At 68.4% G+C, this 15,044-nt stretch carries 14 protein-coding genes and 1 pseudogene; 3 read left to right on the plus strand and 12 right to left on the minus strand.

Annotated elements, in window-relative coordinates:
* Positions 1-3 precede the first annotated feature (3 nt).
* Together MPLG2_RS09330 and pgl are read left to right on the plus strand one after the other, a co-directional pair.
* Positions 4-933 carry a glucose-6-phosphate dehydrogenase assembly protein OpcA gene (locus MPLG2_RS09330; RefSeq protein ID WP_158681019.1) on the plus strand — a complete coding sequence of 310 codons (930 nt, stop codon included), beginning with the start codon at positions 4-6 and terminating at the stop codon, positions 931-933.
* Entirely contained in the window at positions 930-1,661 is a 732-nt protein-coding gene (gene pgl / locus MPLG2_RS09335) for a 6-phosphogluconolactonase (protein WP_197709898.1), read from the plus strand. Before MPLG2_RS09330 ends, pgl begins: the two co-directional genes overlap by 4 nt.
* A gap of 301 nt (positions 1,662-1,962) precedes the next feature.
* Here pgl and MPLG2_RS09340 read toward each other — a convergent pair whose 3' ends face one another.
* From MPLG2_RS09340 to uvrA, 12 genes and pseudogenes are all read right to left on the minus strand, one after another.
* Positions 1,963-2,319: an RNA polymerase-binding protein RbpA gene (locus MPLG2_RS09340; RefSeq protein WP_105185885.1), complete on the minus strand. Its 357-nt coding sequence runs from the start codon at positions 2,317-2,319 to the stop codon at positions 1,963-1,965.
* Positions 2,320-2,382: 63 nt separating this feature from the next.
* Positions 2,383-2,646, minus strand: a complete 264-nt coding sequence (gene secG / locus MPLG2_RS09345) for a preprotein translocase subunit SecG (protein WP_105185886.1) — start codon at positions 2,644-2,646, stop codon at positions 2,383-2,385.
* A gap of 75 nt (positions 2,647-2,721) precedes the next feature.
* Complete coding sequence (gene tpiA / locus MPLG2_RS09350; RefSeq protein WP_105185887.1) at positions 2,722-3,504, minus strand: triose-phosphate isomerase; 783 nt, start codon at positions 3,502-3,504, stop codon at positions 2,722-2,724.
* A 1-nt stretch (position 3,505) separates the two neighbouring features.
* The gene (locus tag MPLG2_RS09355) at positions 3,506-4,717 is read right to left on the minus strand and encodes a phosphoglycerate kinase (RefSeq protein ID WP_105185888.1); all 1,212 of its coding nucleotides are present in this window, start codon (positions 4,715-4,717) and stop codon (positions 3,506-3,508) included.
* Positions 4,718-4,760: 43 nt separating this feature from the next.
* On the minus strand, positions 4,761-5,765 hold the full coding sequence (gene gap / locus MPLG2_RS09360) for a type I glyceraldehyde-3-phosphate dehydrogenase (protein WP_105185889.1): 1,005 nt from the start codon (positions 5,763-5,765) through the stop codon (positions 4,761-4,763).
* 229 nt (positions 5,766-5,994) lie between these two features.
* The gene (gene whiA, locus MPLG2_RS09365; RefSeq protein ID WP_105185890.1) at positions 5,995-6,981 is read right to left on the minus strand and encodes a DNA-binding protein WhiA; all 987 of its coding nucleotides are present in this window, start codon (positions 6,979-6,981) and stop codon (positions 5,995-5,997) included.
* A 49-nt stretch (positions 6,982-7,030) separates the two neighbouring features.
* Positions 7,031-7,981: a gluconeogenesis factor YvcK family protein gene (locus tag MPLG2_RS09370; protein ID WP_105185891.1), complete on the minus strand. Its 951-nt coding sequence runs from the start codon at positions 7,979-7,981 to the stop codon at positions 7,031-7,033.
* The gene (gene rapZ / locus MPLG2_RS09375) at positions 7,978-8,847 is read right to left on the minus strand and encodes an RNase adapter RapZ (protein ID WP_105185892.1); all 870 of its coding nucleotides are present in this window, start codon (positions 8,845-8,847) and stop codon (positions 7,978-7,980) included. The genes MPLG2_RS09370 and rapZ overlap by 4 nt, the downstream gene beginning before the upstream one ends.
* A complete protein-coding gene (uvrC, locus tag MPLG2_RS09380) occupies positions 8,844-10,802 on the minus strand; it encodes an excinuclease ABC subunit UvrC (protein ID WP_105187587.1) in 1,959 nt (652 codons plus the stop codon). The genes rapZ and uvrC overlap by 4 nt, the downstream gene beginning before the upstream one ends.
* Before the next feature lie 134 nt (positions 10,803-10,936).
* The gene (locus MPLG2_RS19410; RefSeq protein WP_231935612.1) at positions 10,937-11,089 is read right to left on the minus strand and encodes a hypothetical protein; all 153 of its coding nucleotides are present in this window, start codon (positions 11,087-11,089) and stop codon (positions 10,937-10,939) included.
* A 13-nt stretch (positions 11,090-11,102) separates the two neighbouring features.
* Positions 11,103-11,321 (minus strand): annotated as a pseudogene (locus MPLG2_RS19845) (SRPBCC family protein); the annotation flags it as partial.
* Between the two features lie 2 nt (positions 11,322-11,323).
* Entirely contained in the window at positions 11,324-14,248 is a 2,925-nt protein-coding gene (uvrA, locus tag MPLG2_RS09390; RefSeq protein WP_105185893.1) for an excinuclease ABC subunit UvrA, read from the minus strand.
* A 75-nt stretch (positions 14,249-14,323) separates the two neighbouring features.
* On the opposite strand from uvrA, the gene MPLG2_RS09395 reads away from it, so the two are divergent.
* Complete coding sequence (locus MPLG2_RS09395; RefSeq protein ID WP_158681021.1) at positions 14,324-15,040, plus strand: maleylpyruvate isomerase family mycothiol-dependent enzyme; 717 nt, start codon at positions 14,324-14,326, stop codon at positions 15,038-15,040.
* Positions 15,041-15,044 lie beyond the last annotated feature (4 nt).

The raw sequence follows: 15,044 nt of genomic DNA on the forward strand, positions 1-15,044 counted from the left end.
ACCATGATCATCACTGTTCCCGACACCAACGCCACCGGCATTCACATGGCCCTGGTGAAGGCACGGCACAACATCGGCGTCGCCTCGTCGATGGTGTTCACCATGATCGTCATCGCCGACCTGCGGCACTACGACGCGGCTCTCGAGGCCTGTCAGAACGCCGGCCGCGAGCACCCGTCACGCATCATTCTGGTCACCAACGGTCAGGCGAAGGCCGACCGGGTCGACGCCGAGATCCGGCTCGGCGAACAGGTGCCCGGCGAGGTCATCTCGCTCAGGTTCCACGGCGAACTCACCGAGCATCGCGCCTCGGTCGTACTGCCCCTGCTGCTGCCCGACTCCCCCGTCGTGGCCTGGTGGCCCGCCAGCGCACCCGACAAGCCCGGTGAAGACCCCCTGGGCAAGCTGGCTCTGCGGCGCATCACCGACGCCATGGGCTCGTCCAAGCCCATCGCCGCGATCGAGCGCCGGGCCCGTAACTACTCCCCCGGCGACACCGACCTGACCTGGACCAGGCTCACCCCGTGGCGGGCGTTGCTGGCCGCCGCGGTCGACTCGTACCCTTCGCCGATCGTCGACGTCGAGGTCGAGGGTGCGCCCGACAACGCCGGCAGCATGCTGCTGTCGGCGTGGCTCGAGAGCCGGCTCGGCATACCGGTGAAGCGCAGTGAGTCGGGCAAGGGGGTGGGCATCACGCACGTCTCGCTGAAGACCGAGAACGGCGCCATCACCATCGACCGAGAAGACGGACGAATGGCCACCTTCTCGGCCCCTGGCCTGCCCTGCCGCCAGATCGCCCTGCGCCGTCGCGAACTCAGCGCTTTGATCACCGAAGAGCTGCGCCGGCTCGACGTCGACGACATCTTCGCCGCATCGATGAGCACGCTGGTCGACCGTTGCGAGCGACGTGACACCGAGAAGGCCCGCCGTTGACCGATCAGCTGCTCCGGTTCACCGACTCGACAGAGTTGGCGAACCGGGCTGCGGGCATGCTCGTCACCCAGATCGCGCACTACCAGCAGGATCCCGACCGCATCGTGCACCTCTGCCTCACCGGCGGACGCATCGCGCTGCGCGTCTATGAGAGCTTCGGTGGACGGCTCGAGGCGGCGGGCGCCGACCCGGGCCGCATGGAACTGTGGTGGAGCGACGACCGGTTCTCCGCCACCGACGACCCGGCCCGGCACGCTGGCCCGGCGCTGGCCCTGATGGCCGGCAAGTTCCAGCTCGACCCGGCCCGCACCCACCCCATGCCTGCGGCCGACGGCGTGATCGACGCCGATGCGGCAGCCGCCACCTACGCCAAAGAACTGGGCGACGTGGTGTTCGACATCTGCCTGCTCAGCATCGGCCAAGAAGGCCACGTGGCGGGCATCTTTCCCGACCACGAATCGTTCGAGCCCCAGTCGTCCACGGTGATCGGGCTGAGCGGCTCACCCAAGGGCGAGGTTGACCGGATCTCACTCACGGTGCCTGCGCTGGAACGTTCGGCCGAGGTGTGGTTTCTGGCCAACGGTGACGACAAGGCCGACGCGGTGGCGCAGGCACTGTCGGGGTCGCCGGACACCCCGGCGGGCCAGGTGCGCGGCCGCGAGGCCACCAAATGGTTCATCGACCGCGACGCCGGCCGAGAACTCCCCTGGTTCGAGTGCGACTGGTGAGCGTCTCGCCGACGCTTCTCGACCCCCGTTAGTTGCCGCTGCGTGGGTGTTACGTCATGCCGGGGCCGAGACACGTCACCAGATCGGCCTGCCGAGACCGTTCTGCGTCGCGAAACATATGACGTCCAACCCAGCCGCCGCGCCGTCGCGCCTGCACAGTCATGCACAACTGAAGCTTGGTCGATTGGAGACGCCAGTGTGAAGCGGAGCGGGGGCACACGCAACCGGCCAAGAGAGATCCCGGCGTTCGCCGGGATGACGGGGAACGCCGTGATGTCGGGACCGCCGAAGGAACGAAGGGTCAGTAGATGACTTCACCCGCAGCACGACGGGCGCGCAGGCCCTCCAGCGCTTCGGTGAGAATCGCCTCCGCTTCGGCGTCGCTACGGCGTTCCTTCACGTAGGCGAGGTGCGTCTTGTACGGCTGAATCTTCGGGGGCGGCGGCGGGTTCTCAGAGTCGAGGTTCGCCGGCAGCCCGCAGCGGGGGCAGTCCCAGGTTTCGGGTACGACCGCGTCCGCGGCGAAGGCAGGACGGGTCTCATGCCGGTTCGAGCAGAAGTACGAGACGTACAACCGGGGGGCGGAATCGCCCCGCTCGGCCTCGCCCATCGGCCCGGCGCCGACCCGGCTCCCCCGAATCGCGCTACCACCAACCACGTGTGTTTCTCCTTGTCAGATTGCCCGGGACGGGCGGGGGGAAGGGACCGCGCCGACCGGCGCTTACAGGGTGCCGAAGTCGGGGAAGAACCGGTACAGCACCAGCAGTCCGAAGATTGCGGCCAACCACACCAGACCGATCACGACGGTCAGCCGGTCGAGCGTGCGCTCGGCCGCCGACGAACCGCCCATCGAGGTGGACATGCCGCCGCCGAACAGGTCAGACATGCCGCCACCACGACCCTTGTGCAACAGCACGAACATCGCCAGAACGACGCTGGTCAGGATCAGAACGATGGACAAGGTCAGAATCGGCCAGGTCAACATGGGCACAACAATCACAGGGTGAATCCTAACTCACCAACTGACAACGACCCATTCGGGTGTTGTGGCCTGAACGGATCAGGCGCGCTGGTAGAAGGTGACGATCTTGGCGAACTCGGCAGCGTCCAGGCTGGCCCCACCGACCAACCCACCGTCGACGTCGGGCTGCGCCATCAGTTCGACGATGTTCGACGACTTGGCCGAACCCCCGTACTGAATGCGCACCGCGTCGGCAGCGGCCTGACCGACCAGTTCGGCCACCCGGCCGCGGATCGCTCCGCAGACCTCCTGGGCGTCCTCTGGGGTCGCCACCTCGCCGGTGCCGATCGCCCAGACCGGCTCGTAGGCGATCACCAGGGCGCCTACCTCGTCGGCGCTGAGCCCCGCCAGCACCTTGTCGACCTGGGCCAGCACGAACGGCACGTGCTCGCCCGCCTTGCGCACGTCGAGCTTCTCGCCCACGCAGACGATCGGCGTCATGCCGGCCGCCTGCACCACCTTGGCCTTGGAGTTGACGATCTCGTCGGTCTCGCCGTGGTAGTCGCGACGCTCGGAGTGCCCGACCACGACGTAGCTGCAGTTGAGCTTGGCCAGCATCGCGGCCGAGATCTCGCCGGTGTAGGCGCCGGACGCATGCAGCGACACGTCCTGCGCACCGAACGCCAGGGGCAGTTTGTCGCCCTCGATCAGCGTCTGCACGGTGCGAATGTCGGTGAACGGCACGATCACGGCCGCCTCGGACTTGCTGGGGTCGTACTTCAGGTCGTCGAGCGTCCAGGCCAGCTTCTGAACCAGGCCGGTGGCCTCGACGTGGTCGAGGTTCATCTTCCAGTTACCGGCCATCAACGGAGTGCGCGCCATGTCAGTTGCCTTCCTCGAGCACCGCGATGCCCGGCAGTTCTTTGCCTTCCAGGTACTCCAGCGAGGCGCCGCCGCCCGTGGAGATGTGCCCGAACTCGTTGTCGTCGTGGCCGAGTTCGCGCACCGCGGCGGCCGAGTCGCCACCGCCCACCACGCTCAACCCGTCGACCTCGGTGAGGGCCTGGGCCACCGCAGCGGTGCCCTTGGCCAGTTCGGCGATCTCGAACACGCCCATCGGGCCGTTCCAGACCACGGTCTTGGCGGCCTTGATCGCGTCGGCGAACAGCTTTTCGCTCTCGGGGCCGATGTCGAGGCCCATTTGGTCGTCGGGAATCGCGTCGGCCGCGACCACCGTGACGGGGCCGTCGACGGTGCGGGCGGCGAAGTCCATGCCCGCGGCCACGCGCACGTCGACCGGCAGCAGGATCTGTTTGCCCTCGGCCTCGGCGGTGGCCAGGTAACCCTTGCAGGTCTCGAGGCTGTCGACGTCGAGCAGCGACTTGCCGATCTCATAGCCCTTAGCGGCCAGGAACGTGTAGGCCATGCCGCCGCCGACCACCAGGGTGTCGGCGATCTTCAGCAGGTTCTCGATCACCGCGAGCTTGTCGGCCACCTTGGCGCCGCCCAGCACGACCACGAACGGACGCTCGGGGTCTTTCAGCACCTTGCTGAAGACGTCCACTTCCTTCTTCACCAGCGTGCCCGCTGCGTGCGGCAGCAGCTTGGCGACGTCGTAGACGCTGGCCTGCTTGCGGTGCACGACGCCGAAGCCGTCGGACACGAACACGTCGGCCAGCGCGGCCCACCGAGCCGCCAGTTCTTCGCGCTCGGCGTCGACCTTCGAGGTCTCCCCCGGTTCGAACCGGACGTTCTCGAGCAGGCAGATCTCGCCGTCGGCGAGACCCGCGACCGTTTCGGCGGCCCCGGGGCCGGCGGTGTCGGAGGCCAGTTTGACCTCCGCACCGATCAGCTCACCGAGCCGCTTCGCGGCCGGAGCCACCGAGTACTTGGCCTCGGGGGCCCCCTTCGGTCGGCCGAGGTGAGCCAGCACGATGACCTTCGCGCCTGCGTCCTTCAGGTGGGTCAGGGTCGGCAACGCCGCCTTGATCCGTCCGTCGTCGGTGATCGTGTCGCCGTCGAGCGGCACGTTGAAGTCGCAGCGGATCAGCACCCGCTTGCCCTTCAGATCACCAAGGTCTTCTACTGACTTCACCGTCGGCCTTCCTTATTTCAGTTGTGTGCGGTGTTGGGAACGATCAGAGGTCGGCGCCGACCAGCGTGGTCAGATCGACCAGGCGGTTGGAGTAGCCCCACTCGTTGTCGTACCAGCCGACGACCTTGACTAGGTTGCCGATCACCTTGGTGAGACCCGCATCGAAGATGCAGGAGTGCGGATCGGTCTCGATGTCTTTCGACACGATCGGATCTTCGGTGTAGGCCAGAATGCCCTTGAGCGGACCCTCGGCAGCGGCCTTGATGGCGGCGTTGACTTCTTCGACTGAGGTCTCTTTGCCCGAGATGAAGGTCAGGTCGGTGGCCGAACCGGTCGGGGTCGGTACCCGCAGCGCGTAGCCGTCGAACTTGCCCTTGAGTTCGGGCAGCACCAGGGCAACGGCCGCCGCGGCGCCGGTCTTGGTGGGCACGATGTTGAGAGCGGCGTTGCGAGAGCGACGAAGGTCGCTGTGCGGGCCGTCCTGCAAGTTCTGATCGGCGGTGTAGGCGTGCACCGTGGTCATCAGGCCACGGACGATGCCCACCGAGTCGTTCAGCACCTTGGCCATGGGGGCGAGGCAGTTGGTGGTGCACGACGCGTTGCTGATGATGGTGTCGGTCGCCGGGTCGTAGTCGCCCTCGTTGACGCCGATCACCACGGTGATGTCTTCGTTCTTCGCCGGGGCGGAGATGATGACCTTCTTGGCACCCGCATCGATGTGCGCCTTGGCCTTGGTGGCGTCGGTGAAGAAGCCGGTCGACTCGATCACCACGTCGGCACCGATTTCGCCCCAGGGCAGCTTGCTCGGATCGCGCTCGGCGTAGGCCATGATCTTGTGGCCGTCGACCGTGATCGACTCGTCGTCGAAGCTGATCTCACCGGGGAAGCGATGCAGGATCGAGTCGTACTTGAGCAGATGGGCGAGGGTCTTGTTGTCGGTCAGATCGTTGACGCCGACAACCTCGATGTCGGCACCGGACGCGGTGAGCGCCCGGAAGTAGTTGCGACCGATCCGGCCGAATCCGTTGATACCAACCTTCACCGTCATGTGATGGTTCCCCTTCGTTTGGTTTTTGCCCGCGTTGAGGCGCAGGCAAGGGTGGACGTTCTTCACTCTATAGAAAAAGGCTCGCGCGCGACGCTGGTTCATCAGGCCCGTTTCGTTGGGTGGTCAGGCCGACGCAGCCGAACGTTTCGTGCTCTGCCCGGCACGGCACGCGTCAACGGACGGCTCCGGCCGTCCAGACGCTGCGGGCGTCACATCGGCCGATGGGCGTTCAGTCGCGATCGTCGAGCATGTCGGGCGACAGATTGGCGTCGGTACCCGGAATGCCGAGCTCGACCGCACGCTTGTCGGCCGTGGCCAGCAGCCGCCGGATTCGGCCGGCCACGGCGTCTTTGGTGAGCGGCGGCTGATGCAGTTGGCCGAGCTCTTCGAGCGAGGCCTGCTTGTTCTCGAGCCGCAGCAGCCCGGCCACCTTCAGGTGCTCGGGAATGTCGTCACCCAGTATGTCGAGCGCCCGTTCGACCCGAGCCCCGGCGGCCACGGCGGCACGTGCCGAGCGACGCAGGTTGGCGTCGTCGAAGTTGGCCAGCCGGTTGGCCGAGGCGCGCACCTCGCGCCTGATGCGGCGCTCCTCCCAGGCCAGCAGCGACTCGTGCGCACCGAGCCGGGTGAGCATGGCGGCGATCGCGTCGCCGTCTCGAATCACCACGCGATCGACGCCGCGCACTTCGCGCGCCTTGGCGGCGATGCCCAACCGGCGAGCAGCGCCCACCAGGGCCAGGGCCGCCTCAGAGCCGGGGCAGGTGACTTCGAGCGCCATCGAACGACCGGGTTCGGTGAGCGAGCCGTGGGCCAGAAAGGCGCCCCGCCAGGCCGCCACCGCGATGTCGAGGCCGCCGCTGACGATGCCGGCGGGCAGGCCCCGCACGGGGCGTCCGCGGTTGTCGATCAGGCCGGTCTGTCGGGCCAGGGACTCGCCGTCGCGAATCAGCCGGACGATGTAGCGGGTGCCGCGGCGCAGCCCCGACGACGTGACGACGACGAACTCGGAGGTGAAGCCGAACAGGTCCGAGATCGCTGTGCGCAGCCGGCGGGCGGCCGCCCCGGTGTCGAGTTCGGCCTCGACCACGATGCGTCCGCCGGCCAGGTGCAGACCCCCCGCGAAGCGCAGCGTGGCCGCCACTTCGGCGCGCCGGCAAGCCGGCTTGGTGACCACGACCGTGGCCAGTTCCGCCTTGACCTGCGGGGTCATCGCCATGCTTGCTTCCTTACTCGGTCGGGGGTGGGCGTCGGGTTGGACGCCTGGCTCAACGGTTCATCAGTTCGGCGTACACGGCGGCGAGCCGGTGCGGATCGTGCCGCGGGGTACCGTCGCGCATTCGAACATTCTCTACCACGAGCCGGGCTCCCAGCGACCGTGCATAACGTTCGAGCGGCGGATCATCCACCGCGAAGGTCGGATCCACGATCACCACGTCGAGCCGCAGCTTCGGGCAATGGTCGGCCAGCACCTCAAGATGCCTCGAGGGTGGAAAGCCGAGCGTCTCGTCGGCGGGTACCAGGTTCATGGTGAGAATGCGCTGGGCCGGTGAGGAGACCACCGCCTCGCACAACTCGGGCACCAGCAGGTGCGGAATCACCGACGTGAACCACGACCCCGGCCCCAGCACCAGATGGTCGGCCGCGAGCACCGCGGCCACCGCCTCGGGCCGGGCGGGCGGATTCGCCGGCACCAGACGGACGGCGCGCACGTCGCCGCTGGTCTTGGCCACCGTCGCCTGGCCGCGCAGCACCGACAGTTCGTCGGGGCGCCGCGGGTCGGAGCCGAACACGTCGGCCTCGATGGTCAGCGGCACCGCCGCCATGGGCAGCACCCGGCCACGGATGCGCAGCAACTCGCCGACCATGTCGAGCCCCGCCACGGGGTCGGGCAACTTCTGCCACAGGCCGGCGATCAGCAGGTTGCCGATGGCGTGGCCCGCGAGCGGGCCGGCACCGGTGAACCGCGACTGCAGCACGTCGGCCCAGAGCTGGCCGACCTCGTCGTCGCCGCACAGGGCCGCCAGGGCCATGCGCAGGTCACCCGGGGGCAGAATGTCGAACTCTTCGCGCAACCGGCCAGACGAGCCGCCGTCGTCGGCCACGGTGACCACCGCGGTGAGCCGGGTGGTGAGGTAGCGCAGCGCACTGAGGGCCGCGAAGAGCCCGTGCCCGCCCCCGAACGCCACCACCGCGGGGGAACGCCGCCGCGGTTTCACTCCTTGCCCAGATCGCGGTGCAACACCTGGCTGGCGATGCCGACCGCGCGCAACCTGCGGGCCAGTTCGACCGCCATCGCCGTGCTGCGATGCTTGCCGCCGGTGCACCCGATGGCGACGGTGGCCAGTCGCTTGCCCTCGCGTACGTAGCCGGGTTTCACCACGGCCAGCAATTCGGTGGCGTGGTCGAGAAACTCCCCCGCCTCGGCGTGGCCGAGCACGTAGTTCGAGACCGCCTGCGACAACCCGGTCTGCGGCCGCAGGTCGGGTACCCAGTGCGGGTTGGGCAGAAAGCGCACGTCGAACACCATGTCGGCGTCGATCGGCACGCCGTTCTTGAAGCCGAACGACATCACCGTGAACTGAATATCGGGGTCGTCGTGCGAACCGAACACGTGCTTGACCCGATCTGAGAGCTGATGCACGTTCAGGTTCGAGGTGTCGATCACCAGGTCGGCCGACGCCCGCAACGTGGCCAGCAGTTGGCGCTCGCGCTCAGCCCCGTCGAGCAGGCCGCCCTCGCCCTGCAGCGGCAGCGGACGGCGCACCGACTCCTGGCGGCGCACGATGGCGGCGTCGTCGGCGTCCAAGAAGAGGATCTGCGGCACCACACCGTCGCGGCCCAGGGCGTCGAAGGCGGCCGGAATCTGCTGAAAAGCCGACCGGGTGCGCACGTCGATGCCGACCGCCACGCGGGCGAAGTCACGGTCGCGGGCGATCTGCGCCAGCTCGGGCAACAGTTGCGGCGGCAGGTTGTCGACCACGTACCAGCCCAGGTCTTCGAGGGTGTGGCAGGCGGTGCGCCGGCCCGCCCCCGACATGCCGGTGACGATCACGAAACGCAACGCCGAGGTGGGGGTGGTCATGGGCCCATTATGGTGCCGGAGTCGAGCACCTCGCCGGTGGTCAGGTTGACCGCCTCGGGCACGGGGCCGGCCAGCGCCTCACCGATCGCGGCGGCCAGCCGGGGGCCGATGCCCGGCACCGCGGACAACTCGTCGGGGGTCGCGGCACGCAGCTTCTTGAGCGAGCCGAAGTGTTTGAGCAGGGTCTTGCGGCGCACCTCACCCAGGCCGGGCACGGCGTCGAGCACCGACTCGACCATCGAGGCGCTGCGCCGGCCGCGGTGGTGGGTGATCGCGAACCGGTGCGCCTCGTCACGCACCCGCTGCAACAGGTACAGGCCTTCGCTGGTGCGCGGCAGAATGAGCGGAAACTCCTCCCCCGGCAGCCACACCTCTTCGAGCCGTTTGGCAAGGCCGATCACCGGAATGTCGGTGATGCCCAGTTCGTACAGGGCCTGGGCCGCGGACGCCACCTGCGGGGCGCCGCCGTCGACCACCACGAGCCCGGGCGCGTAGGCGAACTTGCGGGCCGCGCCCGTGGTGGGGTCGACCAGCATGGGGCCCTCGTCACCGTCGCCCTGCTCGTCGAGCAGCCGGCGGAACCGCCGGGTGATCACCTCGTGAATCGCGGCCACATCGTTGGAGCCGTCGATGCCGCGAATGATGAATCGCCGGTAGTCGCCCTTGCGGGCCAGACCGTCCTCGAACACCACCATCGACGCGACGATCTCGGTGCCCTGCAGGTGCGACACGTCGTAGCACTCGATGCGCAGCGGCGCGGTGGGCAGCCCGAGCGCCTCTTGAATCTCTTCCAACGCCCGGTTACGGGTGGACAGATCGCTGGCCCGCTTGGTCTTGTGCAGGGCCAGCGCCTCGGACGCGTTGCGGGCGACGGTCTCCATCAGGGTCTTCTTGTCGCCGCGGCGGGGGGTGCGAATGACCACCCGGGCACCGCGTGACTCGGTGAGCAGCTCGGCGATCAGTCCGGCCGTGGCCGGCACCGTGGGCACCAGAATCTCGGGCGGCACTTCGGTGCCGTCGACGTCGGCGTAGAGCTGCAACAGGAACGTCTCGATCAAGCCGTCGGTGTCGGTGTCGTCGGTGCGGTCGGCCACCCAGGCGCGCTGGCCGCGCACCCGTCCGTCACGCACGTGAAAGATCTGCACCGCCACCTCGAGCGGATCTTCGGCCAGGGCGATGACGTCGGCGTCGGTGCCGTCGCCGAGCACGATGGCGTTCGAGTCGGTGGCCTGCCGCAGTGCGTGCAACTGGTCGCGCAGCACCGCCGCCTTCTCGAACTCGAGGTTCTGGGCGGCGTCCTGCATCTGCCGTTCCAACCGGCGCAGCAGGCTGTTGGTGCGGCCGGCCAGAAAGTCGCACACGTCTTGCGCGAGCGCTCGGTGTTCGTCGGGCCCGATGCGACCGACGCAGGGGGCGGCGCATTTGCCGATGTAGCCGAGAAGGCAGGGTCGTCCGGACGCCGCCGCCGAACGGAACACCCCATTGGTGCACGAGCGCATCGGAAAGGCCCGCAGCAGCGGGTCGAGCGTCTCGCGAATCGCCCAGGCGTGCGCGTAGGGGCCGAAGTAGCGGGTGCCCTTACGTTTGGCGCCGCGGCCGACGAACACCCGCGGGTATTCCTCGCTCCAGGTGACCGCCACCCAGGGGTACGACTTGTCGTCGCGGTACTTCACGTTGAAGCGGGGGTCGTGCTGCTTGATCCAGGTGTATTCGAGTTGCAGCGCCTCGAGTTCGTTGCGCACCACCGTCCACTCGACGTTCGCCGCGGTGCGCACCATGGTGCGAGTGCGAAAGTGCAGCAGGGCCGGGTCGGCGAAGTACGACGTGAGCCGCTGCCGCAGGTTGACGGCCTTGCCGACATAGATCACGCGGCCGGTGGCGTCGCTGAACCGGTAGACGCCGGGCTCGGTGGGAATGGTGCCGGTCGCGGGGCGGTAGCTCCACGGATCAGCCATGCGGGCCAGCATAGGCCGGGTCACCGACACCAGTGGTGTCGATCGGCGTCACACGGTCGCGCCCATGACCCCGCGGCTCGCGACGCGTGCGGGTCAGCGGGTCACCGGGCGGGCTGGACGGCCGGCTCCATCTGTCACCCGTGCGCCTCGCGCACGTCCGCACCATGCTCGGCGAACGCCTTGAAGTCACGCATGTGCTGCAGCGACAACGCCGGGCGCATCAACGGCGCGATCAGGCGCATCGGCAGCCCGGTGAAACGGTACTCGTTCGCGCTCTGCCAGAGCATGGCCGCGGCTCCGGCCTCGGTGAGACGATCTCGCGTTCGTAGTGCACGACCGCACCGGGCGGAATGCTCGCCAGGCCACGCGCGATCGGGTGCCGACCTCGCCGTGCCGCCCGTTCAGTGGTTCGTGGCGCACCAGGCCGGGCAGCCACAGGGGCAACTGAGCCGGGTCGGCCAGCAACTGAACGACCTCGTCGAGTGGTCGGGCGATCTCGATCGAGACGGTGTGCTTCATGATCAACTGGCCCGCCGCCGTCGCTGTGGTGGCGGCGCCTCGATCAGGGGCTCGGGCACTTCAGCCACCGGCACCCGGTGCCCGCGCAGCACTGGGCGAAGAAACTCGCCGGTGTGCGATCCGGCGGTGTCGGCCACCTGCTCGGGGGTACCCTGCGCGATCACCAGACCGCCGCGCGAACCGCCCTCGGGGCCCATGTCGATCACCCAGTCGGCGGTCTTGATGACGTCGAGGTTGTGTTCGATGACGACCACGGTGTTGCCGGCATCGACCAGCCGGCCCAGCACCCCGAGCAGCTTGCGGATGTCTTCGAAGTGCAGGCCGGTGGTGGGTTCGTCGAGCACATACATGGTGCGACCGGTGGACCGGCGCTGCAGTTCGCTCGCGAGCTTGACCCGCTGCGCCTCGCCGCCCGACAACGTGGTGGCCGGCTGGCCGAGCCGCACGTAACCGAGCCCCACGTCGACCAGCGTGCGCAGGTGCCGGGTGATGGCCGGAATGGCGGCGAAGAACTCGACCGCCTCTTCGATCGGCATGTCGAGCACTTCGGCGATGGTCTTGCCCTTGAAGTGCACCTCGAGCGTCTCGCGGTTGTAGCGCGCGCCGTGGCACACCTCGCACGGCACGTAGACGTCGGGCAGAAAGTTCATCTCGATCTTGATGGTGCCGTCGCCCGCGCAGTTCTCGCACCGACCGCCCTTGACGTTGAACGAGAACCGGCCGGGTTGGTAGCCGCGCACCTTTGCCTCGGGGGTGTCGGCGAAGAGCTTGCGAATGTTGTCGAACACGCCGGTGTACGTGGCGGGGTTCGAGCGCGGGGTGCGACCGATCGGCGACTGGTCGACGTGAATGGCCTTGTCGATGTGCTCGATGCCGGTGATCGAGCGGTGCCGGCCCGGCACCGCCCGCGCGCTGTACAGATGTTTGGCCAGGGCGGTGTAGAGAATGCCGTTGACCAGGGACGATTTGCCCGACCCCGACACGCCTGTGACCGCGACGAACTGACCGAGCGGAAACTCGACCGTGACGTCGCGCAGGTTGTTTTCGCGGGCGCCATGCACGGTGATCGCCCGGCCCGTGGCTGGGCGGCGGCTCGTGGGCATCGGAATGCTGCGCCGGCCCGACAGGTAGGCGCCGGTGAGCGAGTCGGGGTGCGCGAGCAAATCGCCGACCGTGCCCGAATGCACCACGTGGCCGCCGTGCTCGCCCGCGCCGGGCCCGATGTCGACCGCCCAGTCGGCGGTGCGAATGGTGTCTTCGTCGTGTTCGACCACGATGAGCGTGTTGCCCAGGTTGCGCAGCCGCACCAGGGTGTCGATCAGCCGGCGGTTGTCGCGCTGGTGCAGGCCGATGGACGGCTCGTCGAGCACGTACAGCACGCCGACCAGGCCCGACCCGATCTGCGTGGCCAGCCGGATGCGCTGGGCCTCGCCGCCGGACAAACTGCCGGCCGAGCGCGACAGGGTGAGGTAGTCGAGCCCCACGTCGAGCAGAAACCGCAGCCGTTCGTTGATCTCTTTGACCACGCGCTCGGCGATCTGCGCCTCGCGCTCGGACAGCTCGAGCGACCGCATGAAGGTGGCCACCTCGACGATCGACATGGCCGACACCTCGGCGATGTTGCGGCCGCTGACCGTGACCGCGAGCGAACTGGGCTTGAGCCGGGCGCCCTTGCAGGTGGGGCAGGGCACCTCGCGCATGTAGCCGGCGAAGCGCTCGCGCGAGTTCTCTGACTCGGCTTCGTTGAACCGGCGCTTGATGTAGGGCACGGCGCCCTCGAACTTGGCCCGGAACGAGTGCTCGCGGCCGTGCCGCGACCGGGTGTGCACCTGGAGCGCCTCTTTGCGGCCGGTCAGGATCACGGTTCTCACCCGCTCGGGCAGGTCGCGCCAGGGGGCGTTCAGGTCGAAGTCGTAGGTGTCGGCCAGCGCCTTGAACAAGGTCTGGAAGTAGCCGGCGACGTACACCGAGGTCCAGCACGAGACCGCGCCTTCGGCCAGGCTCTTGCCCTCGTCGGGCACGATCAGCTCGACATCGACCTCGCTGGTGGTGCCCAGACCCGAGCAGGCCGGGCAAGCGCCCCACGGGCCGTTGAACGAGAACTGCCGCGGCTCGAGCTCTTCGATCGAGATGTCGTGCTCGTTGGGGCAGGCCAGCTTCTCGGAATAGCGCCGCTCACGGCCCGGGTCGTCAGCGGGCAGGTCAACGAAGTCGACGGCCAGCACTCCCCCGGCCAGGCCCAGCGCGGTTTCGACCGAATCGGTCAGACGCTGCTTGGTGGACGGCTTGACCGCCAGCCGGTCGACCACCACGTCGATGTTGTGCTTCTTCTGCTTGTCGAGTGTGGGCGGGTCGGTGAGCTGGTGGGTCTCGCCGTCGACCCGCACCCGGCTGAGGCCCTGGGTGGCCAACTGCCGGAACAGGTCGACGTATTCGCCCTTGCGCCCCCGGACGACCGGCGCCAGCACCTGAAAGCGGGTGCCCTCGGGCAGCGCCAATAGCCGGTCGACGATCTGCTGCGGGCTCTGCCGGGTGATCGGCTCGCCGCAGACCGGGCAGTGCGCCCGTCCGGCCCGGGCGTACAGCAGGCGCAGGTAGTCGTAGATCTCGGTGATGGTGCCCACGGTGGACCGCGGGTTGCGACTGGTGGACTTCTGGTCGATCGACACCGCCGGCGACAGGCCTTCGATGAAGTCGACATCGGGCTTGTCCATCTGGCCCAGAAACTGCCGCGCGTAGGCCGACAACGACTCGACGTAGCGCCGCTGACCCTCGGCGAAGATGGTGTCGAACGCCAATGACGACTTGCCCGAGCCGGACAGGCCGGTGAACACGATCAGGGCGTCGCGCGGCAGGTCGAGGTTCACATTGCGCAGGTTGTGCTCGCGCGCACCACGGACGATCAGCCGTTCATTCACGGCGCTCATGCTATGCGCTGCCGCCGACACTTCCTGTGTCGAGTGGCTGGGCAGCGTCCGACGGCACCCCTTAGGGTGGCCACCATGACCGCGCAGACGTTCTCTGCGCCGCTTGAGACCCTGCGCAAGCGGGTCCAGGAGGCCACCCAGCGACTGCTGGGCGACACCATCGGCATCAGCGACGCCGACTGGAACGGCCCGAGCAGGTTGCCCGGGTGGTCGCGGGCGAACCTGGCGGCCCACCTGGCGGCCGGAGCAGACGCCATGGCCGGCCTGATCGACGCCGCCGTCGAAGGACGACAGGCGGCCCTGTACCCCGACCCCGACGCCCGTCGGGCCGGTATCGAGCGCGGTTCGAGCTTGACCGGTCTCGACCTGCAGATCTGGCTCGACACGTGCGCGGGCCGGCTCGAGCGGGCAATGGACGCGGTGGACGAGTGGACCGCGCCGGTCGAACTGCTGGGGCGACCGATGACGCTGGCCCAGGTGCCGATGGCCCGATTGTCCGAGGTGGTCCTGCATCACGTCGACCTTGACGCCGGGTTCGAGGTCGAATGGCTCAAGCAGGGTCCGGCCCGGTGGCTGTTGCAGTGGGCGGTTCAGCAGCACGGCGACCACCCCCGGCTTCCGGCGCTGCGACTGCACAGCACTTCGGGGCTCACCATCGACGTCGGCGAAGGGGACGACCGGCGAACCGTCAGCGGCAGCGACGCTCAGCTGTGGGAATGGCTGATGGGCCGAACGCAGGCCGATCACCTGCCCGAGGGTGCGGACGGCCTGGCGCTGCCTCTGCGATCCTGAAGGC

Source organism: Micropruina glycogenica (genome assembly GCF_900289045.1).
Lineage (GTDB): Bacteria > Actinomycetota > Actinomycetes > Propionibacteriales > Propionibacteriaceae > Micropruina > Micropruina glycogenica.